We start from the raw sequence: 19,817 nt of genomic DNA, 5'->3' as shown, positions 1-19,817 counted from the left end.
TCGCTCTCAGTTCTGCCAGCGCAGGTCTTCCAGCGCAAAGGTCGGGATCGGGCACTGGGACCACATGCCCACTAGGCCCTTGCGCATGAAGTTGCGCTCGGGCCGCACGACGATGAAGGCGTTGACCGCATCCTCGGCCAGCTGCCTTTGCGCCTGGCCCAGCCAGTCATCGAGCTCCTGGGGCGATGCGGAGGCGCGCAGCTTTTCCCAGATCTTCTTGAACACGCGGTTGTTGTACTGGAAGTAGTAGTCATCGCGCGCATAGATGCCGATGTCCATCGGCTCCACATGCATGATCAGGCTCAGGTCATAGTCCTTGCGCTTCATCACCTGGTCCAGCCAGGTGGGCCAGTCCATGCGGATGATCTCGACCTGCAGGCCAATGGCTTCGAGCTGTGCGGCCACGATCAGGCTGCCGTAGCGCCCATAGTCGGTGGGCGGCACGGCCAGGCGCAGGCTGGTGCCCGGGGCCACCTGGGCCTGGGCGAGCAGGGCCTTGGCCTGGGCCGGGTCGTAGGGGTAGCGCTGTACGAGGTCGACATAGGCCCGGTGGTGGGGCGAGAAGTGGCTGCCAATGGGCAGCACCTCGATGGAGCCGCCATAGATGTCCTGGTAGCGGCTGCGGTCGAGCGCATGGTTGATGGCGCGCCGCACGCGGATATCGTTCAAGGGCGCGCGCGCATTGTTCATCGCGATCAGCAGCTTGCCTTCCACCCCGCGCTGGCCCATCACATAGTCGGTGCGCGCCATGAACGAGGCCGTCAGCCGCGTGACCGAGCTGAGCGCATCGATGCGGCCTTCGGCCAGCATGTTCTCGGTCTCCGCTGCGCTCGACATGAAGAGGAAATCGGCCATGCGGATGGCGGGCTTCTTGCTGTCCCACCACTGCTCGTTGCGCAGCAAGGTGATCGATTTGCCCTTGGTCCATTTTTCGACCTGGTAGGGGCCGGTGCCCACCGGCGCGCTGGCATTGCTCGCGGCGCTGTCGGGGTGGACCATCACCGCGCCGGGCATGGCCAGCGCATAGCTGAGCAGCGCATCGGGCTCGCTCAGGCGGATGCGCAGCAGGTACTCGTCCATGGCCTCGACGGAGACGAGCTTGTCGAACCATTCGAGGTAGGCATTGGTGTTCTTCATCTGCAGCAGGCGTTGCAGGCTGAAGGCGGCCGTGGCGGCATTGAAGGGCTTGCCATCGTGGTAGCGCACATGGCGGCGCAGCACCATATCGACCTGCTTGCCGTCCTGGCTCACGGTCCAGCTCTGCGCCAGGCGCGGCTTGATCTGACCTTGCCCGTCGATGATGGTCAGGCCCTCGAACACATTGGCGTAGGTGATCTCGCTGGCGGTGGCCGCCGATGTGCTGGTGATGTCGAACGACGCGGGCTCCAGCGGTATGCCGATGCGCAGGCGCTCGGACGCGGCCTTGGCGGGCGCCAGGCCCACCAGGCAGCAGAGCAGCAAAACGGCCAGTGCCCAGCGCATCCACTGGGGCTTGTCTTGGGGGCCTGTGTCCATCATGGCTTCCTCGTTGTGCACCTGCCTGGCATCGGGCCGGCTGGTGGCATGGCGCTGGCGCTTGGGCGGCGACAGCGGCAGCTTTATTTGATGGCCGTAGCGGGCAGGATACCGTTGCGCTGCGCCACCAGCACCGCCTGGGTGCGGGTATCGGCCCCCAGGTGCTTGAGGATGGACGCCACCTGGTTGCGGATCGTATGTTCGCTCAGCCCGAAATGCTTGGCAATGGCCTTGTTGCTAAAGCCCTTGGCCAGCATCTTGAGTACCTCGTACTGGCGCAGCGGCAGCACCTCGGCGCTGGGCTTGGCAGCGGGCTCCAGGCTGCGGCCGCTGGCCTTGTGGATGTTGTGCTCCATGCCCAGGCTGCGCAGCAACCAGTGCTGCACCTGCGCGCAGATGGCCTCAGGCTCCAGCGCCTTGGAGATAAAGCCCGAGGCGCCCTGGCGCACTGCATCGCGCATCAGCTCGGGGTGGTCATGGCCCGAGAGCATCACCACATAGGCGCCGGGCCAGCGTTTGCGGATCTGGCCAATGCCTTCGAGCCCATCGCAGCCGGGCATGCTGATGTCGAGCATGACCAGGTTGACCCAGTGTTCCTGCGCCACCGCATCGGTGACCGAACCAGCTTCGTGGATATCGGCCTGCAGCATGTTGCTGCTCAGCAGCATCATGCGCAGGCCCTGGCGGAACAGGGGATGGTCATCCACCAGCATGACCGATGGCAGGGGCAGTGTCATATCCGCAGGCTCCTTCTTGCGGCATGGGGGGCGCAGTTCTTCATGGCCCGTACCTTACATCTATTTACCGAAGCAACCAATAGTCCATATGAACTAGTGCGCCTCACCGCCGCTTTGATAGTTTCGGAGTATCTGCTTGTGTTGAAAAAAGTCCAATGATTTTTATGGATTTATTGAGAATTCAAGGCTCTGTTTTTCAGAGGTCTTAGGCCGCAAAACGGTCTCTAGGCTAGTACATTTGGTCTATTTACAATTGCTTACTGCCAGCCGAACATGCCTTCCATGCGATGGCTGGCCGCCATGGGATGCCTGTCGTCGCTCCATCTGTTTTGCCCATGAACAGCACAACACCCAACTGTGAGGACGACATGAAACACAGCGCCATTTACCTTGCCGCAGCCCTGCTGACGGCAGCCGCTTCCAGCCATGCCCAGGGCTGGCTTGGCGAATCGGTGCCCTGGCAGTTCCAGACCAGCGCCGACCGGGCCAACCGGGCCCTTACCAACGACCTCATAGAGAAGAAAAAAGGCGGCTACTACGACGCCTTCAAAAGCACCTACATCACCAATATCGAGCGCCAGGTGAACTGCAACTTCCAGCCCACCGCCGCCGGCAACAGCAGCTCGGCCGACCAGGCCAACCAGGTCGCCTCTCCGCAGACCAATGCATCGGCAGGCAACAGCGCATCGAGCACCGGCAGCGCCAGCGACAGCAGCGACAACCTGGGCCGTGGTGGCGTGGCCAACAACAACCAGAGCAACAGCGGCGCCATCAGCAGTGGCGTGCAGGGCAGCCCATCGACGACCACGATGGCGCCGATCAACAGCGAAAACGCCCATGGCCAGCAGGACATGCAGGTCGCGCAGAACAACAGCGGCAACCAAAGCACCAACGTGAGCGGCAGTTCGGCCTGCCAGTTCGGCGCCAGCGGTGCCATCAACTAAAGCGCGGACGGAGGACACCATGCACGCCCTGAACCTTTACCCCCTGTTCGCGCGCGGTCCGCTGCCCCGCCGCACGATGACCCTGTCGGCCCTGGCCGCCACCTTGCTGCTGAGCGGCTGCGCGCTGCCCACCTACCAGCAGGTGCGCATGGCCGATGACGAAGCGCCCGTGATGCAAGGCCCCGGCCCGCGCCACAATGGCACCCCGCTGGACAACAGCTTTGCCTGCCTGTCGCACCGCATCGTCGAGCAGCGCAATGGCCGCGCCCCGCTGTCGATTGCCGTGGGCGACATCAAGGACTACACCGGCAAGTACTCCCAGGGCGATGGCAATGTCGTCACCCAGGGCGGATCGCTGATGGTCTATTCGGCGCTGGGCAAGCTCGGCGGCGCCATCGATGTGCGCGAGCGCTTTGACACCCGCGTGGCCGAGCTGGAGCTGGCCTACACCGACCGGCGCCAGCTGGGCGATGGCAACCAGCATGCGCTGGCCGATGAGAAGGGCCAGCGCGCGGTGCCCTGGCTGCCGTACTACGGCGGCTCCATCCTGCGCTCGGACTACTACATCATCGGTGGCCTCACCGAGGTGAACTACAACATCCAGTCCGGCGGCATCGAAGCCCAGGTCAACCAGATCGGCCCGCGCTACCGCGTCTTCACGATGAACGTGGGCGCCGACCTGCGCATCGTCGAGACCAAGACCTTGCGCGTGGTGCGTGCCGTCAGCCTGCAAAAGCAGATCGTGGGCCGCGAGATTGGTGCGGGTATCTTCCGCTTCTTTGGCAGCAACCTGTTTGACATCAACGCCGGCAGCAAGGACCTGGAGCCCGTGCAACTGGGCGTGCGTACCACCTTGGAGCAGGGCGTGCTCGAGCTGATCAGCACGGTGACGCAGACCCCGGCCAGCCCTTGCATGGAAGGCGCCAAGACGGCAGCAGGCGAGCCCGCTGCCGTACCGCCAACGCCTGCTCCCGCCGAACCTGCAGCACCGGTACCTGCGCCTGTACCGTCAGCTGCTCCTGTCGCTGCAGCCACCGAGCCGATGCCCGAAAAAACCAAGGCCGCGATGACCTCGCTGGACGTGGTCTTTGAAGAGAACAACACCCGTATCGCGCAGCAATCGGCCACCGCCGCAGAGACCGTGGCGACGCGCCTGCGCGCCGGCCAGGGCGTGCGCATGGCGCTGCTGGCACGCGAGAACGAGAACGACCAGAACCCCGCCCGCCGCGATGCGCTGACCGACGAGCGCCTGCAGGCGCTGCGCGCTGAACTGGCCCAGCACGGCATCCCGCCTGGCCAGGTGCAGGTGCTGTGGCGCCCCACGCCCGGCGACACCACGGTGCACCGCTACGGCGCGGGCTACCGCCTGCTGGCGCGGCTGCAGGTCAAGCCTTGACCGGCATCGTTCCAAAGCTACCAATTTCATAGCTTGTAGCGCTTTATAGACGGGCACTAAGAGCATAAAACACCCAAATCACGTCTAGTTTTTCTCCCTGTACGACTAGGAGACAGTCATGTCCCACAAGCACCCAACCTTTCTTCGCCGGGCACGCCTGGCTCCGCTGGCCGCTGCGGCTGCGCTGATCGCTGCCACCTCCGGTGTGGCGCTGGCGCAGAGCAATGGAAGCGCTCCGGTGGCCGGACCCTCGGCCAACCAAACCAGCAACGGGGTGGTGAACGCCCAAAACAGCAGCAATGCGCAGTACACCAACTTCCCCAGCAATGGCGTGGTGAACGGCAATGGCGTGGATGCGCTGGCCATTGGCAACCAGCACCGGCTTGCCACCGGTGCGGCTGCCGCCCTGACCATCAACAACCAGCCGCTGACGCAGCCCACGGTGGATATTGCCCAGCAGGTCAGCGGCACCGTCATCAGCACCACCTCTGGACTGATCGGCGTCAATGCCGCCAATGTGATCGGCAACCACGATGGTGATACCGCCAGCGTGAGCAACAACGAAGCCACCTCCACCGCGATCGGCAGCACGGCGGTAGGCACCATGCAGATCACCGGCACAGCGGTGGACATGAGCACCCCGGCGACGGCGGCGGTTAGCCAGACGGCAACGGGCGCGGTGTTTGGCACCACCTCCCTGACCCAGGTAGGTATCCGCCTGAACCAGACCGGCGGCGCCAACCCCGCCAATGCCATGGACAACCTGGGGCTGAGTGTCTCGGGCAACCAGATCGATGCCAGTGCCCAGGCCAATACCACCCAGGCGGGTATCCAGGTGCAGGGCAGCAGCGTCAATGTGGGGGCCGATGCCAGCAGTACCGTTGACCAAGTGGCCACGGGCCCTGTTTTTGGCATCAGCTCGGTCGGCAATTTGCTGGGTATCCGGGTTCAGGGCACCCCCAACCAGCCCATGACGGACAGCACCCTGAGCGTGAGCGGCAACCAGGTGCAAGCCTCCGCTGGCGGCAACCAACAGACCAGCAACCTGCAGATCACGGCATCGGGTGATGTGGTGCAGGCGCCCGGTACGGTTCTGGCCACCACGGCGACCCAGGGCAATGGCGGTGTTGTCATCGCCTCGGGCTCGGCAACCACCCTGGGCATCGACAACCAGAAGCCTGGCTCGGCCAACAACAGCTACAGCGTCGCGGGCAACAGCGTCAGCGCCCAAGCCGATGGCAACAGCGGCAGCAACCGCACGGCTGTGGCTGCTGCAGGCAGTATCGACGGTGCGGTGTTGGAGACCACGAATTCCCAGACCCTGGTCTCGCCCGTCGTCACCGCTGGTGCGAGTGTGTTATCGCTGGGCGTGCAGACCCTGGACAGCAGCAACGACACCATGAGCGTCAGCGGCAACCTGGTACAAGCCCAGGCCCAGGGCTCCAGCGCCAGCAACCAGACCCGTGCAGGGGCCAGCAACATTGCTGGCAGCTTGGCCACCACGGCCAATACCCAGGTGAATGCGGGCGGTGCCGTTTCGGCTGGTGCAGGCGCAGCGCGCATCGGCAGCAGCTCGACCAGCCTGTCGGGCAGCAGCCTGACGGTGAGCGGCAACCAGGTCAGCGCAGAGGCCACGGCCGCCTCCGCCACCAACGATGCCCAACTGGGTGCCGACAATACGGTGACGCAATCGGCCGCCGTGGTGATGAACACGCAGGGCCATGCCACTGGCCCAGTGGAGGCCAGCGCCAGCTCCAACCTGGTGGGCGCAGCGACTACCAGCGCGACCAATGCCACCCTGGTGGTCAGCGGCAACCAGTTCAGCGCCAGCGCTGCCAGCCAGAAGGCCGACAACCTGGCCCGCATCAATGCCACCAATGGCGTGGTTGATTCTGGCGCCATCGTGGTCAATGTGCAGGACCACCAGGCCGGCAATGTCGGTGCCACGGTCGCAGACTTCATCAACGTCAGCCCTTCGCCTCAGCCAGCCCCGATGCTGATCGGCCTGCGTGCCGACACGGCCTCGGGCGCCAGCCTCACCGTCACCGGCAACCAGGGCGCCTCGGATGCCATCGTCAACCAGGCGAACAACCAGGTCTCGATGGCCGGCAGCCGCATCGATGGCAGCTCCGCGGCCATTCTCTACAACGCACAAAACGTGTCGTCGGGCAATGCACAATCGCTCACCTGGGTCAACCTGGGGGTAGATGGCAACACCGTGGCAGACACCACGCGTGCCGGTGGCCATGAGCTGGTGGTGAGCAACAACCAGTTCAGCGCCAATGCCAGCCAGAACCAGGCCGTCAACAGCCTGGAGATGAACGCCGTCAGCACGCTGGGAACGGGCGGCCTGCAGCCGGCACTGCTGGGCAGCGTGCAGACCTCGGCAGGCGACACCTCGGCGACCACGCGGATGGACATCCTCAGCGGCAACAGTGTGGCTACCGATGCCAGCGGCAATACCACCATCACGGGCAACCAGGCCAGCAGCATGGCGCGTGCCAACGTCGCCAACAACCAGCTGACCCTGGCTGCCGGCACGCAGGCGAGCGACCAGTTCGCCTTGCTGGCCAATACCCAGGGCAACGTGGGTGCCGTCACCTCGACCACCAGCCTGCTGGCCGGTGGCAGTGCCGCCAACCGGCTTGATGGCAACATCACCACCACCGGCAACCAGGCGCTGGCCGTAGCGGCAGGCAATACGTCCCTCAACAGCGTGCAGGTAGGTGCCGGCACGGCGCTCAACAGCGGCTCGGGCGTGGGCTTGCTCAACGCGCAGGCCAATAGCGGCAACGTGTTGGCCACCGCAACCCTGAACGCCGATGGCTTCAGCCGTGGCAGCTCGCTCAACCTGAGCGGCAACACGGCCAGCGCCACGGCCGTGGGCAACAACGCGGAGAACGTCGTGAACGTGTCGGCTCTGCCTGGCCAGCAAATGGCCAGCGCGCAGCTGACCTCCACCCAGATCAACAGCGGCAACGTATCGGCGGTGGTCAGCGGCAGCTACAGCGCCTCCGGTGTACCAAGCACCAGCGGCATCAACGTATCGGGCAACCGCTCGTCTGCCGTGGCGATTGGCAACCGTGCCACTTCGTCGATGACATTGGGTGTGCAATAAGCCGTAAGGCCTTGCACTTTGACAGCCCGCCTGGCCCCCCAGGCGGGCTTTTTTGTGTCTGCCAGCAGCGGGGCATATCGCACCCTTTGCGTGCGAAATGCTGCCGGGGCTAACCTGCCGGGTTTTCAACTGCAGGAGTTTTGGTATGAACCTCGCGATACCCCCCTTCTGGGCATCCTGGCTGTACCGGCCGGTGGAGTTGCGCATCGATGTGAGCCCGATTCCACCCCATCAAATCGAAGGCGAATGCGCCTCCATCCACGATCGCATCCACACCCCCGGCGACCGGCTCCATGGCCTGCCCGAGATTCCTTTGTCCGACCCCCGTTTTGCCATCCGCTACCGCAGCGCCGATGGCGAGTTCTATGTCTATGTCGAAGACCAGCTGGAGCACCGCATTGCGGGCTTTACCGTCTTCAACCGCCTGATCGAGCTGGACAAGCGCGCCGACCGCTACATACGCGGCCCGCACAGCCGCTTTGACCCCGCCTACCAGCGCAAGGGCCTGGCCTCTTGCATCTACCGCTGGGCGCTCGATGCCGGCCTGTGCCTGGTCACAGGCGCGCGCCAGTCACCGGGCGCGCATGCGCTGTGGCACAAGCTCGCTGCCAGCCACCGCCTGGGCTATGTCGATATCCACAACAAGAAAATGCACTACCTGGGCGAGCGCATGGCGCCCGAGCGGCTCGATCCGCTCAGCACCCGCATGTTTCTGCTGGGGCAGGGCTGGTCGCTGGGCAGCTTTGCCGCAGCCACCGGCATGCGCTGCGATTGACGATGCCGCGCGGCATCACGCGGGCCGGCGCATCACGAACTTGCCCGCCTCGCTGATCGTGAAATAGTCGCCTGGCCCGCCGCCGCGTAGCAGCGGCTTGCCCGCTGCCGTCTGGTACACGCCGCCTTGCAGCAGCTGCTCGTCGATATGCACCATCACCACCTCGCCCAGCACCAGCCAGGTGGGCACCTGCGTGCCTTGCGCGGTCTGCAGCTGCACGATCTGGGTGCAGCGGCATTCCATCGTCACCAGGCTGGCCTGCACGCGCGGCGGGCGCACCAGTGTCGAGGGCTCGGTGGCCAGGCCGGCCAGCTCGAATTCATTGACTTCGGGGCCCACGGCCGCGCAGCTCTGGTTCATCGCCTCGGCCAGCGATTCGCTCGCCAGGTTCCAGACAAACTCGCCCGTCGCCTCGATGTTGTTCAGGCTGTCCTTGCGCCCCACGCTGGCAAAGCCGACGATGGGCGGCACATAGTTGAAGGCGTTGAAAAAGCTGTAGGGCGCCAGGTTCAGCACGCCGCTGCTGCTGGTGCTGGAGATCCAGCCAATCGGGCGCGGGCCGACGATGGCATTGAAGGGGTCATGGGGCAGGCGGTGGCCTTGGCGGGGTTCGTAGCTGTGCAGGGGCATGGTGGGGCAATGACTGAGTGGGAAAGCGGTAGACGGCGGCAGATTGCGCAGATTTCTAGCGGGTCTGCATGCCCAGAAAACGCACCGGTGACAGGCCGCAGGCACGCTGCACCATGGCGCTGAAGGCGCTGGGCGTATAGCCCAGCTCGGCAGCTATCTGGCCAATGGCCAGGCCGCTGGCACCCAGCTCCACCGCTTTGGCCAGAATGACCTGCTGGCGCCACTGCAGGTAGGTGCAGCCCAGCTCCTGGCGGAACAGGCGCGCAATGGTGCGTGGGCTGGCGCCGCTGTTGTGGGCAAAGGCCTGCAGGCTGTCATGGGCCAGCGGGTCGTCCAGGACGGCCTGGCACAGGCTGTGCAGGCGCTTGTCGCGCGGCATGTCCACCCGCAGATCGAGCTGGGTGGCCTGGCGCAGCTCATCGAGCAGCAGCGCGCTGACATGGCGCTCGCGCGCGAGCTGCGCGGCGCTGGGCGCGGGTGCATCGTCGGGCAGGGTGGGCAGATCGCAGACAAGCGCGCGCATCAGCTCGGAGACCTCCAGCACGCGGCAGCGGCGCCAGAGGTTGGCAGCGCTGTCACCCGGGCCGGGGCCGCACTGGCCCTCGGCCTGGTAGATGTAGAGGGTGCGCAGCTCGGCCGTCTCCACCAGGGTCACCGCATGCTCGACACCGGGCGGAATCCAGAGCGCACGCCGGGGCGGCACCACAAAGGTGGCCGATGGCACGCGCAGGTGCACCGTGCCGGTGACCGAGATGGCCAGCTGCGCCCAGGCATGCTGGTGGGGCAGCACGCGGGTGTCGCCACTGAGCTCGCGCAGCTTGGCGCGCACCGGCCGCTCGGCGGTGGGCACAAACAGATGCGGGGTGAGCGAATCAACATACTGCCAGGCACGGCGGGCACTGGCAGCGTCGCCACCGGCGGCAGCGCGTGCCGGTGGGGGCAAGGGGGCAGTCACGGCAGAAGGCATGGCGGCAGGGGCTAGGCGGTTGGCGGCGGTAATGGTGGCGCAAGAAGGGGCCAAGCATCGCAGCTTGGCACATTGGCGATAGTAATCGTCTCTCTGTCGCATACATGCCGACAGGGCTTTGGCTAACATCGCTGCCATGACAACCAGCACAACAACATCGACTGCCGCACCGGACCCTGGCGCACCCGACCCGAAAGCGTTGGGCAGCCTGCGGCAGGATTCACGCACCATCGGCCTGGTGGGCCTGGCCCATGGCTCCTCGCACTTCTTCCACCTGCTGCTGCCGCCGCTGTTTCCCTGGCTGATCGCGGACTTCGGCTTCAGCTACTCCGAGCTCAGCGTGCTGGTGTCGGCCTTTTTCATCGTCTCGGGCGTGGGCCAGGCGCTGGCCGGCTTTGTGGTCGACCGCTTTGGCGCCCGCCCCATCATGTTTGCCGCGCTCAGCAGCTTTGCGGTGGCCGGTGTCATTGCCGGCACCGCCAACAGCTATGCGCAGCTGATGCTGGCCGCCATTTTTGCGGGCCTGGGCAACGCGCCCTTCCACCCGGTGGATTTCACCATCCTCAACAAGCGCCTCTCGCCCCAGCGCCTGGGCCATGGGTTTTCGGTGCATGGGCTCTCGGGCAACCTGGGCTGGGCGGCAGCGCCGGTGTTCATGGCCGGCATCACCTCGGCCACCGGCTCCTGGCGCATTGCCTGCCTCTGCGGCGCCGCGCTGGCGGCCATCATCCTGGCCATCATGGTCATCAACCGCGATGCGCTCGATGACCGTGTCAGCCTGCCTGGCGCGGCCCCTGCCAAGGCGGCGGTAGCCGGCAAGCAGGAGCACCCGATGGCCTTCCTGAAGCTGCCCTCGGTCTGGCTGTGCTTTTCGTTCTTTTTCTGGACCACCTGCGCGATGAGCGCCATCCAGTCCTTTTCCAGCCCGGCGCTGCAGCAGCTCTACGGGCTGCCGGCCAGCATCACCGCCTATGTGGTCACCGGCTATATGCTGTTTGGCGCCGCCGGCATGGTGCTAGGCGGCTTTCTGGTGGGCCGGGTGGAGCGGCTGGAGAAAGTCATCTCCGCCTGCCTGCTGTTCTCCGGCATCTTGCTGGCGCTGGTGGGCACCGGCTGGTTGCCCGGCTATGTGGCCCTGGGTGTGGCGGCGCTCGCCGGTATCGGCACCGGCCTGGCCGGCCCCTCGCGCGACATGCTGGTCAAGCGCGCCGCGCCGCCGGGCGCCACCGGCCGCGTCTATGGCACCGTCTACTCGGGGCTGGACCTGGGCTTTTGCCTGGCCGCCCCGGTGTTTGGCTACATGCTGGACCACCACATGAACGCCGGTGTGTTCTTTGGTGCGGCCGTGGGCATGGTGCTGAGCGTGGTGTCGGCCGGCTTTGTCGGCGCCGGAGTGGCCGCGCGCAAGCAAAAGGAAAAGGCCGCTGTGGTGCCTGCCTGAGCAAGACGCTGTACCCCCTGGGCTCCCGCAGAAAACCCGCCACAAGGCGTAAAAAGGCCCGCGCAACCGCTTGGTTGCACGGGCCTTTGGCTAAGGGGATGGTGGCGATCAGCCCAGCTGAAAGATCTTGCCTGGGTTGAGGATATTCTTGGGGTCCAGCGCCTGCTTGATGGCGCGCATCATCGCGACGGCGCCTTCGCCGGCCTCTTCCAGCAAAAAGCCCTGCTTGTGCACGCCGATGCCGTGCTCACCGGTGCAGGTGCCACCCAGCGCAATGGCGCGCTGCACCAGCTGGTGGTTGAGCTGCTCGGCCTGCGCGCGCTGGGCATCGTTGTCCGGGTCGATCAGGTAGCCAAAGTGGAAGTTGCCGTCACCCACGTGGCCCACCAGAAAGTAGGGGATGCCGCTGGCATCGGCCTCGGTCACGCACTGCAGCAGCGCATCGGCCAGGCGGCTGATGGGCACGCAGGTATCGGTGGTAATGCAGCGGCAGCCCGGCACGCTGGAGACGGCCGCAAAGTAGGCATTGTGGCGGGCGGTGAAGAGGCGCGTGCGGTCTTCCGGGCGCTCGGCCCATTCAAAGGCATTGCCGCCATGCTCGCGCGCCAGGTCCTGCACCATCTCGGCCTGCTCCTTGACGCCGGTGGGCGAGCCATGGAACTCCATCAGCAGCATCGGCTCCTCGCGCAAATCGAGCTTGCTGTAGGCATTGACCATGCGCACCGCATTCACATCGATGAGCTCCACGCGCGCAATCGGGATACCCATCTGGATGGTCTCGATGACGGTGCGCACGGCCGCTTCAATCGTCGGGAACGAGCAGATCGCGGCACTCACCGCTTCGGGCAGCGGGTAGATGCGCAGGCTGATTTCGGTAAAGATGCCCAGCGTGCCTTCGCTGCCCACCATCAACCGCGTCAGGTCGTAGCCGGCTGCGCTTTTCTTGGCGCGGTTGCCGGTGCGGATCAGCTGGCCGCTGGCGGTCACCACCTCCAGCGCCAGCACGTTCTCGCGCATGGTGCCGTAGCGCACGGCATTGGTGCCGCTGGCACGGGTCGATGCCATGCCGCCGATGGAGGCGTCAGCGCCCGGGTCGATCGGGAAGAAAAAGCCCGTGTCCTTGATCGCCTCGTTGAGCTGCTTGCGGGTGATGCCCGGCTGCACGGTGATGGTCAGGTCCTCGGTGTCGATGGACAGCACCTGGTTCATGCGGCTCACATCGATGCTGATGCCGCCTTGCACGGCCAGCAGATGGCCTTCGAGCGACGAGCCGGCGCCGTAGGCAATGACGGGCACCTCGTACTGGTGGCACAGCGCCACGGCATCCTGCACATCCTGGCTGGACTGGGCATAGACCACGGCGGCCGGAGGCGGCGCAGTGATGGAGCCTTCGTCGCGGCCATGCTGCTCGCGCACGGCCTGCGAGGTGACGCACTGGCTGCCAAAACGGGCACTGAGCGCTGCCATGAAGGCATCGGGAATGGGGCGCTGCGCAGCAGCCAGAATGTGGGGGGAGGTGGGCGCGTTCATCGGGTTCTCCAGGGCGGGAGCCAAGAATAGCACCGCCGGCTTTTCATGGCTGTCCGCTGCGCTGCAGCCGGGCATGAAAAAACCCCGCCGTAGCGGGGAGGGGGAGAGTTCGGAAAAACCGGCAGTGGCTGCCGGATCAGAGCGCCTTTTTGACCGGTTGGCGCGCCTGGTGGCGGCGTGGGTCATGGGTGCCCAGTTGGCGCTCAACCTGGATAATGCGGCTGCCGCTGGCGGCCTGGCCGATGCGTTGCTGGCTGCTATTGAGCGGCTGGGCACTGGCCATCGCCGATGTGACCGCAATCGATGCAAACAGCATCACGCTGCGGGCGTCAAAGGAATGGGCGAAAAACTTGCCAGACATCTGTAGATCCTTTCGTCATTCAGACATGGCTCTATTGAACCCGGAATCGGCCGGTTTTGCTATCATTTTTGCTTAGTGTTGCCTCGGCTACATATTTCCTGTGCCGGTAACAGAAAATAGGCGCTGGTTCACCGCTGCTTTACAAGGATTACCCATGGGCAACCGTCTCTCCCAAATTGCGACCAGAACCGGTGACGATGGCAGCACCGGTCTTGGCGACAACAGCCGCGTTTCCAAGGCCAGCGGCCGGCCCCAGGCGATGGGCGATGTCGACGAGCTCAACTCCCACATCGGCCTGCTGCTGTGCGAGCCGCTGCCCGCCGATGTGCGCGAGCTGCTGATCGATATCCAGCACCAGCTGTTCAACCTGGGCGGCGAGCTGTCCATGCCCGGCTACGAGCTGCTCAAGGACGATGCATTGCTGCAGCTCGACACTGCACTGGCGCACTACAACGCGCAGCTGCCGCGCCTGGCCGAATTCATCCTGCCCGCCGGCACGCGTGCGGCGGCGCAGGCCCATGTCTGCCGCACCGTGGCGCGCCGCGCCGAGCGCATGGTGGTGGCGCTGGAGCAGGGCGAGGCCATGCGCCCCGCGCCGCGCCAGTACCTCAACCGCCTGTCCGATCTGCTGTTCGTGCTGGCCCGCGTGCTCAACCGCGTTGATGGCGGTGACGATGTGTACTGGAAGAGCGCACGGCTGGCGCGCATGCAGGCCGATGATGGCCACGGCAGCCACGGCGACAACAACATCGGCGCGGGCCGCTGACCCCCGAGGCCCCGCCCATGCGCCTGCGCCATATCGAAGTCTTCAACGCGGTGATGCACACCGGCAGCGTCAGCGCTGCGGCGCGCCTCATCAACATCTCGCAGCCGGCCGTCAGCCGCACCTTGCAGCATGCGGAGCTGCAGCTGGGCTTTGCGCTGTTCCAGCGCAGCAAGGGGCGGCTGGCGCCGACCAGCGAAGCACTGGCCTTGCTGCCGCATATGGAAAAGCTGTTTGCCCAGCTCGAAGAGGTGCAGCGCCTCGCTGACAGCCTGCGCCAGGGCCGCGACAGCGATTCGCTGCGCATTGCCAGCGTGCTGGCGCTGGGCCACGAGGTGCTGCCCCGGGCGCTGGCGCAGTTCAAGCAAAAGCACCCGCATGTCAGCGTCAGCCTGCAGTCGCTGCATTCGCCGCAGATCGTCTCGGCGCTGATGATGCAGGAGGCCGATGTCGGCTTTGTGCTGAGCAATGTGCAGCAGGCCAGCCTGCAGCAGGAGAACCTCGCCCGCGTGCCCATGGTCTGCGTGGTGCCCAAGGGCATGCTGCCGCCCTTCAAGCTGCGCGCGGGCAGCCTCTCGCTCGATGACCTGACCGGTGTGCCCACCATCAGCCTCGATGCGCAGGACCCGATTGGCATGCTGCTGAGCCAGCTGGCGCGGGAATCGAGCGCGGGCCTGAACCACTATGTGACCGTGCAGACCTACCACACGGCGCTGGCCATGGCCCACCACGGCCTGGGTGTGGCCATGGTCGATGGCTGCACCGCCTTGTCGGCCGATGCGAGCAAGGTCGATGTGCTGCCGCTGGTGCCCGGCCTGCAGGTGCCGGTCAATGCGATCCGCGCGGTCTCGCAGCCGCAATCACTGCTGGTCAAGGCGATCACGCGCGAGATGCAGAAGGTGCTGGCGGCGCAGCTGTAGGCCGCAGCGCCATTGCGCGATTGTGCGGTTCAGGCAGCCTGGCCGATCTCGTAAGCCAGCTGTGCCGCCGTGCCAAACGCCAAGGTAAAACCCAGCGCGCCGTGGCCGGTGTTGATCCACAGATTGCCCGCGCCTGCCGATTGCGCAATCGGCACGGCAGTCGGCGTGGCAGGGCGCAGGCCGGCCCAGGGCTGGACCTGCACAAAATCGCTGCAGCCGGGAAACACCGCTTCGGTGGAGGCGCAGAGGCTTTGGATCTTGTCCTGCGGAATGCGCAGGTCGTGGCCCACCAGCTCCACCATGCCGGCCACGCGCAGGCGCTCGCCAATGCGCGCAAACACCACCTTGCGTGCGCTGTCGGTGATGCTCACCGTCGGTGCCTTGTGGCCGGCTGCTGCCACATCCAGGGTGATGCTGTAGCCCTTGAGCGGGTAGACCGGCAGATCCACGCCCAGCGGCTTGCACAGCGCCACGCTGTCCACGCCCAGCGCCACGATGAAGTGGTCGGCCACGATGTCGCCCTGCGCCGTCTCCAGCGCGACGATCTGGTCGCCCTCACGGCGCAGGCGCTGGATGGAGGTGTCCATGATGAACTTCACCCCTTTTTGGCGCAGCCAGTCTTCGAGCTGGCGGCAGACCTGGTAGCAATCGGCGGCGCACTCGCTGGGCGTGTGCACGGCGCCGGCAAACTGGCTGCGGTAGGCGGCCAGCGCGGGCTCCAGCGCCACAGCTTCATCGGCGCTGACGATGCGCTGGGGCGCGCTGCCCAGCTGGCTTTGCACCTCGAGCTGGTGGCGCGCCGACTGCACGGCGGCATCGCTGGGGTAGAGCACCAGCTTGCCGGTGCTGCTGTAGTCCCAGTCGCCGCCCACCTCGGTCTGCATGGCCTCAAAACGCTGGCGGCTGACGGCCGCCAACTGCAGCAATGTGCGGGTGCTGGCCGCAGACCGGTCGGCATTGCAGGCACCCAGAAAAGCCAGGCCCCATTTCCACTGCTGGGGATCGGCCTGCAGGCGGAACTTGAGCGGCGAGTCGCTGCTGAACAGCAGCTTGGGCAGCTGCTTCCAGATGGCAGGGTCGGCCAAGGGTTGCACATAGCTGTAGCTCAGCTGCGCACCATTGCCCATGCTGGTGCCACTGCCCGCATGTGAGGCTTTGTCAACCACCGTAACCTGGTGCCCAGCTTGGTGCAGCTCATAGGCGGCCGCCAAACCCACAATTCCCGCACCCAGAATGCATACCTGCATGGAACACCCCCTGAAAACCCTTAAATATAGGCGCTTGAATTCAGGCTGTCGCATAGCAAAATGGGCAACAGGCATGCCGTTTGCTTATAGGTACAGCGGTTCTTCACCTTTGCGGTATGCCATGCACCATAACCAAGCGTTATGGGCCTGTCCCAAAAAGGCATTGTTGGAACAAAGCGCTGGTTTCTACACTGTTTGCATTGATTGATTCAAGGAGGTTCACCATGAAGTTTGTTAAGTCGCTGGTCTGTGCTGCCGCTGCCGTTGCCTGCCTGCCCTCGGCCTTTGCCGATGTGCTGGCCAAGGCCAAGGATTCGGGCGAAATCACGTTCGCCTACCGCGAATCCTCGGTGCCGTTCAGCTACCTCTCCGGTGGCCAGAACGCCATTGGCTTCTCGGTGGACATCTCCAACGCCGTGGCCGATGCCGTGCGCAAGGAAATCGGCAAGCCCGACCTGAAAGTGAAATGGCAGTCGGTCACCTCGGCCAACCGCATTCCGCTGATCCAGAACGGCACCATCGTGCTCGAATGCGGCTCCACCACCAACAACAGCGCCCGCAACAAGGACGTGGATTTCGCGATCAACTACTTCTACACCGGCACCCGCGTGGCGGTGAAGAAGAGCTCGGGCATCAACAGCTGGGCCGACCTGAAGGGCAAGACGCTGGCGATCACCACCGGCACCACCAACCTGCCTGTGGTGCGCAAGTACAGCGCCGACCAGAAGCTGGACATCAACATCACCTTGGCCAAGGACCATTCCGACGGCTTCTTGCTGATGGAAAACGACCGCGCTGCCGGCTTTGCGATGGATGACATCCTGCTGTACGGCTTGAAGGCCAACTCCAAGGACCCTGCTGCCTACGAAGTGGTGGCCGATGCGCTGCAAGTCGAGCCCTATGCCTGCATGCTGCCCAAGGACGATCCTGCCTTCAAGAAGATCGTCGATGGCGTCATCGGCGGCATGATGAAGTCCGGTGAGTTCACCAAGCTGTACGACAAGTGGTTCATGCAACCCATCCCACCGAAGAACCAGGCGCTGGGTCTGCCGATGAACAAGGAACTCAAGGACAATCTGACGGCGCAAAGCGACAAGCCTGCGATCTGATGGACAATCCCGTGTCGTGCACGGCACGCACTGCAATGGCCCGGCAACGGGCCATTTTTCATTTTCTCTGGAGTTCGGCATGACGCTTTCCACCGTAGGCATTCTGGGCGGCATGGGCCCGGCAGCGGGCGCTGATTTTGTGCGCCTGTTTGTACAGGCCTGCGCAGACCATTTGCGGGCCAGCGGCGCCGCTGTTACCGACCAGGGTTACCCCACGCATTGGCTGGCCCAGTTGCCGGTACCGGACCGCAGCGCCGCGCTGCTGGCGCCCGAGTCTGCAGAAGACCCCTTCGCGATGATGTGCCAGGGCCTGGACAAGCTCCAGGCGGTGGGCGCCCAGGCGGTGGCCGTGGCCTGCAATACTGCCCATGCCTGGCATGGGCGCCTGCAGCAGGCCTACCCGCAGCTGCAGCTCTTGCACATTGCGCGCGTAGTGGCCGAGGGCCTGCAACAGCAAGGCCAGCAGGCCTGCATGCTGCTGGCCACACAAGGCACCTACCGCATCGGCCTGTACGACCAGGCGCTGGCCGCCTGCGGCATCACCGTACACCTGCCGCAAGAGGCTGAGCGCGAACTGCTGATGCGCGGCATCTACCAGGGTGTGAAGGCCGACCGCATGGACCAGGCGCGCGCCGATTTTGCCGCCGTGGCCCAGGCCATGCGCGCCCGCCATGGCGATGTGCCGCTCATCATGGGCTGCACCGAAATACCGCTGGCGCTGCCAGGCGCGGCCAGCGTGCAAGGCCTGCCGCTGGTCGACCCGGCCTGGGAGCTGGCGCGGGCCTTGGCGCGCGTGGCCTACCGCAACTGAAGAAGGCCTTAAGCGGCGTCTTCGAGCATCGCCATCGTGATGCGCGAAACGCAGGTCAGCTTGCCCTCATCGTTGACCATGTCGATCTGCCAGACCTGGGTCATGCGGCCGATATGCACCGGCTTGGCGGTGCCGGTGACCCAGCCGCTTTGCACACCGCGGATATGGTTGGCATTGATGTCCAGCCCCACGCAGCGCCAGCCTTCGGGCGACGAGAACAGCGCGCCAACCGATCCCAGCGTCTCCGCCAGCACCACACTGACGCCGCCATGCAGCAGTCCAAAGGGCTGGTGCGTGCGGTGGTCCACCGGCACGCGGCCGACCAGGTAGTCGTCGCCGATTTCCAGGTATTCGATGCCCAGGTGTTCAATCGCCGTATTGCGCGCCTTGTCGCGCAGCGCATCCAGCGAAATGGGCTTTTTCCAGATAGCAGTCATGGGGTGTCCAGGCTCAACAAAAGGGATGCCACAGCATAGCGCTGCGCAGGCCCGCTGCCTACCGCCTGCATGACGCGCCAGGCGAAGCCGCGCACTGGCGTGAGCTTTGTGGCAGCTTTTGACGCAGTGCGGGCCCCTTGCGCCCTTTTAGTTGCTGGTGGGCACCTGTTCGTTGTCGCTGTCCGTATCGCCCAGGCCTTCGTCGCCGCTGGCACCATCTTCGACCAGCAGCTCCACCAGCTCGCGCGCAAAGGAGGGGAGCGATTCGAGGTTGCGCACGACGATCTGCATCTCGCGGTTGGACCATTCGTCCGAGATGCTGATGATGCGGATGTCCATGCTGCGCGCATGGCGGCGGGCAGCCGATTCGGGCAGGATGCCGATGCCCACGCCCGCTTCGATCATGCGGCAGGCCGCTTCGAAATTGCCCACCTGGATGCGTTGCTTGATCGGGCGGTGCAGCAGGTCGCTGTGCTGGCGCAAGAACGCGTGGATGGCGCTCGATTCATGCAGGCCGATGTAGTCGTACTCCAGGGTGTCGCCAAAGGCCACCGCCTTGCGGCGGGCGAGGGCATGGTCGGCATAGACGACGAGCACCAGGCGGTCGCGCCGGTAGGGCATCGCGACCAGGCTCTCGGTGCGCACTTGGCCGGCGACGATGCCGATATCGGTCTGGCCTTCGCCCACGGCGCGGATGATGTCGTTGGACAGGCGCTCGCGCAGGTCGATGTCCACATCGGGGTGCTTGCGCAGGTAGGCGCGCAGCACCGGGGGCAGGAACTCGCCCAGCGCCGTGGTGTTGGCAAACACGCGCACATGGCCCTTGATGCCGCGCGCGTACTCCTGCATGTCGCCGCGCAAGTGCTCGATCTGGCCCAGCACGGTGCGCGCATGCTGCACAAAGGCCTGGCCCGGCAGGGTCAGGGTCACGCCCTGGCTGGTGCGGTACAGGAGCTTGACGCCCATGCTCTCTTCCAGGTTCTTGATGCGGGTGCTGGCCGCCGGCAGCGAGATGAACGACAGCTCGGCCCCCCGCGTCATGCTGTTCGCGTCTGCCACATGCACCATGAGGCGCAGATCTACCAAGTCAAAATGCATAGCCATGGCGCGATTGTA

18 protein-coding genes are annotated in these 19,817 nt (G+C 65.2%); 9 read left to right on the top strand and 9 right to left on the bottom strand.

The features are described from left to right. Nucleotides 1-6 precede the first annotated feature (6 nt). Together WH303_RS03130 and WH303_RS03125 are read right to left on the bottom strand one after the other, a co-directional pair. On the bottom strand, nt 7-1,515 hold the full coding sequence (locus WH303_RS03130) for an ABC transporter substrate-binding protein (RefSeq protein WP_339516950.1): 1,509 nt from the start codon (nt 1,513-1,515) through the stop codon (nt 7-9). 83 nt (nt 1,516-1,598) lie between these two features. Continuing rightward, nucleotides 1,599-2,252, bottom strand: coding sequence for a response regulator transcription factor (locus WH303_RS03125; RefSeq protein WP_021027159.1), 654 nt, complete (start codon nt 2,250-2,252; stop codon nt 1,599-1,601). A gap of 368 nt (nt 2,253-2,620) precedes the next feature. Here WH303_RS03125 and WH303_RS03120 point away from each other — a divergent pair, with 368 nt between their 5' ends. From WH303_RS03120 to WH303_RS03105, 4 genes are all read left to right on the top strand, one after another. Further along, nucleotides 2,621-3,196 (top strand): hypothetical protein, encoded by a 576-nt coding sequence (locus WH303_RS03120; RefSeq protein ID WP_182344305.1) that lies wholly within the window; start codon nt 2,621-2,623, stop codon nt 3,194-3,196. Between the two features lie 19 nt (nt 3,197-3,215). Beyond that, a complete protein-coding gene (locus tag WH303_RS03115) occupies nt 3,216-4,592 on the top strand; it encodes a CsgG/HfaB family protein (protein ID WP_339516944.1) in 1,377 nt (458 codons plus the stop codon). Between the two features lie 118 nt (nt 4,593-4,710). Further along, a complete protein-coding gene (locus tag WH303_RS03110) occupies nt 4,711-7,710 on the top strand; it encodes a beta strand repeat-containing protein (protein ID WP_339516942.1) in 3,000 nt (999 codons plus the stop codon). Nucleotides 7,711-7,855: 145 nt separating this feature from the next. Then, a complete protein-coding gene (locus WH303_RS03105) occupies nt 7,856-8,485 on the top strand; it encodes an N-acetyltransferase (protein ID WP_339516940.1) in 630 nt (209 codons plus the stop codon). Between the two features lie 15 nt (nt 8,486-8,500). Here the strand turns inward: WH303_RS03105 and WH303_RS03100 are convergent, their stop codons facing one another. Both WH303_RS03100 and WH303_RS03095 read right to left on the bottom strand, forming a co-directional pair. Further along, the gene (locus WH303_RS03100; RefSeq protein ID WP_182344297.1) at nt 8,501-9,115 is read right to left on the bottom strand and encodes a flavin reductase family protein; all 615 of its coding nucleotides are present in this window, start codon (nt 9,113-9,115) and stop codon (nt 8,501-8,503) included. Nucleotides 9,116-9,170: 55 nt separating this feature from the next. After that, entirely contained in the window at nt 9,171-10,082 is a 912-nt protein-coding gene (locus WH303_RS03095) for an AraC family transcriptional regulator (protein WP_339516932.1), read from the bottom strand. A 136-nt stretch (nt 10,083-10,218) separates the two neighbouring features. Here WH303_RS03095 and WH303_RS03090 point away from each other — a divergent pair, with 136 nt between their 5' ends. Beyond that, entirely contained in the window at nt 10,219-11,523 is a 1,305-nt protein-coding gene (locus WH303_RS03090) for an MFS transporter (RefSeq protein ID WP_339516930.1), read from the top strand. 108 nt (nt 11,524-11,631) lie between these two features. Here the strand turns inward: WH303_RS03090 and WH303_RS03085 are convergent, their stop codons facing one another. Both WH303_RS03085 and WH303_RS03080 read right to left on the bottom strand, forming a co-directional pair. Further along, nucleotides 11,632-13,053, bottom strand: coding sequence for an FAD-binding oxidoreductase (locus WH303_RS03085; protein WP_339516928.1), 1,422 nt, complete (start codon nt 13,051-13,053; stop codon nt 11,632-11,634). 136 nt (nt 13,054-13,189) lie between these two features. Next, on the bottom strand, nt 13,190-13,414 hold the full coding sequence (locus tag WH303_RS03080; RefSeq protein ID WP_312987182.1) for a hypothetical protein: 225 nt from the start codon (nt 13,412-13,414) through the stop codon (nt 13,190-13,192). A gap of 154 nt (nt 13,415-13,568) precedes the next feature. Between WH303_RS03080 and WH303_RS03075 the strand changes: the two genes are divergently transcribed. Beyond that, complete coding sequence (locus WH303_RS03075; protein WP_339516925.1) at nt 13,569-14,180, top strand: cob(I)yrinic acid a,c-diamide adenosyltransferase; 612 nt, start codon at nt 13,569-13,571, stop codon at nt 14,178-14,180. A 17-nt stretch (nt 14,181-14,197) separates the two neighbouring features. Continuing rightward, entirely contained in the window at nt 14,198-15,097 is a 900-nt protein-coding gene (locus WH303_RS03070; RefSeq protein ID WP_021027898.1) for a LysR family transcriptional regulator, read from the top strand. A 29-nt stretch (nt 15,098-15,126) separates the two neighbouring features. Here WH303_RS03070 and WH303_RS03065 read toward each other — a convergent pair whose 3' ends face one another. Continuing rightward, on the bottom strand, nt 15,127-16,344 hold the full coding sequence (locus WH303_RS03065; protein ID WP_339516922.1) for a D-amino acid dehydrogenase: 1,218 nt from the start codon (nt 16,342-16,344) through the stop codon (nt 15,127-15,129). Between the two features lie 224 nt (nt 16,345-16,568). Here WH303_RS03065 and WH303_RS03060 point away from each other — a divergent pair, with 224 nt between their 5' ends. Together WH303_RS03060 and WH303_RS03055 are read left to right on the top strand one after the other, a co-directional pair. Continuing rightward, entirely contained in the window at nt 16,569-17,453 is an 885-nt protein-coding gene (locus WH303_RS03060; protein ID WP_021027896.1) for an amino acid ABC transporter substrate-binding protein, read from the top strand. 79 nt (nt 17,454-17,532) lie between these two features. Beyond that, nucleotides 17,533-18,264, top strand: coding sequence for an aspartate/glutamate racemase family protein (locus WH303_RS03055; RefSeq protein WP_339516919.1), 732 nt, complete (start codon nt 17,533-17,535; stop codon nt 18,262-18,264). A gap of 8 nt (nt 18,265-18,272) precedes the next feature. Here the strand turns inward: WH303_RS03055 and WH303_RS03050 are convergent, their stop codons facing one another. After that, complete coding sequence (locus WH303_RS03050; protein ID WP_339516917.1) at nt 18,273-18,701, bottom strand: hotdog fold thioesterase; 429 nt, start codon at nt 18,699-18,701, stop codon at nt 18,273-18,275. Between the two features lie 147 nt (nt 18,702-18,848). Further along, nucleotides 18,849-19,805: a LysR family transcriptional regulator gene (locus tag WH303_RS03045; RefSeq protein ID WP_339516915.1), complete on the bottom strand. Its 957-nt coding sequence runs from the start codon at nt 19,803-19,805 to the stop codon at nt 18,849-18,851. Nucleotides 19,806-19,817 lie beyond the last annotated feature (12 nt).

The organism is Comamonas sp. MYb69 (assembly GCF_037479315.1).
In the GTDB taxonomy this organism is placed as follows: domain Bacteria; phylum Pseudomonadota; class Gammaproteobacteria; order Burkholderiales; family Burkholderiaceae_C; genus Comamonas.
This window is presented reverse-complemented; position numbering and strand designations above follow the sequence as displayed.

Coding starts and splice junctions, on each gene's coding strand:
- WH303_RS03130 (WP_339516950.1), bottom strand. CDS start 1,515: ATGGACACAGGCCCCCAAGACAAGCCCCAGTGGATGCGCTGGGCACTG.
- WH303_RS03125 (WP_021027159.1), bottom strand. CDS start 2,252: ATGACACTGCCCCTGCCATCGGTCATGCTGGTGGATGACCATCCCCTG.
- WH303_RS03120 (WP_182344305.1), top strand. CDS start 2,621: ATGAAACACAGCGCCATTTACCTTGCCGCAGCCCTGCTGACGGCAGCC.
- WH303_RS03115 (WP_339516944.1), top strand. CDS start 3,216: ATGCACGCCCTGAACCTTTACCCCCTGTTCGCGCGCGGTCCGCTGCCC.
- WH303_RS03110 (WP_339516942.1), top strand. CDS start 4,711: ATGTCCCACAAGCACCCAACCTTTCTTCGCCGGGCACGCCTGGCTCCG.
- WH303_RS03105 (WP_339516940.1), top strand. CDS start 7,856: ATGAACCTCGCGATACCCCCCTTCTGGGCATCCTGGCTGTACCGGCCG.
- WH303_RS03100 (WP_182344297.1), bottom strand. CDS start 9,115: ATGCCCCTGCACAGCTACGAACCCCGCCAAGGCCACCGCCTGCCCCAT.
- WH303_RS03095 (WP_339516932.1), bottom strand. CDS start 10,082: ATGCCTTCTGCCGTGACTGCCCCCTTGCCCCCACCGGCACGCGCTGCC.
- WH303_RS03090 (WP_339516930.1), top strand. CDS start 10,219: ATGACAACCAGCACAACAACATCGACTGCCGCACCGGACCCTGGCGCA.
- WH303_RS03085 (WP_339516928.1), bottom strand. CDS start 13,053: ATGAACGCGCCCACCTCCCCCCACATTCTGGCTGCTGCGCAGCGCCCC.
- WH303_RS03080 (WP_312987182.1), bottom strand. CDS start 13,414: ATGTCTGGCAAGTTTTTCGCCCATTCCTTTGACGCCCGCAGCGTGATG.
- WH303_RS03075 (WP_339516925.1), top strand. CDS start 13,569: ATGGGCAACCGTCTCTCCCAAATTGCGACCAGAACCGGTGACGATGGC.
- WH303_RS03070 (WP_021027898.1), top strand. CDS start 14,198: ATGCGCCTGCGCCATATCGAAGTCTTCAACGCGGTGATGCACACCGGC.
- WH303_RS03065 (WP_339516922.1), bottom strand. CDS start 16,344: ATGCAGGTATGCATTCTGGGTGCGGGAATTGTGGGTTTGGCGGCCGCC.
- WH303_RS03060 (WP_021027896.1), top strand. CDS start 16,569: ATGAAGTTTGTTAAGTCGCTGGTCTGTGCTGCCGCTGCCGTTGCCTGC.
- WH303_RS03055 (WP_339516919.1), top strand. CDS start 17,533: ATGACGCTTTCCACCGTAGGCATTCTGGGCGGCATGGGCCCGGCAGCG.
- WH303_RS03050 (WP_339516917.1), bottom strand. CDS start 18,701: ATGACTGCTATCTGGAAAAAGCCCATTTCGCTGGATGCGCTGCGCGAC.
- WH303_RS03045 (WP_339516915.1), bottom strand. CDS start 19,805: ATGGCTATGCATTTTGACTTGGTAGATCTGCGCCTCATGGTGCATGTG.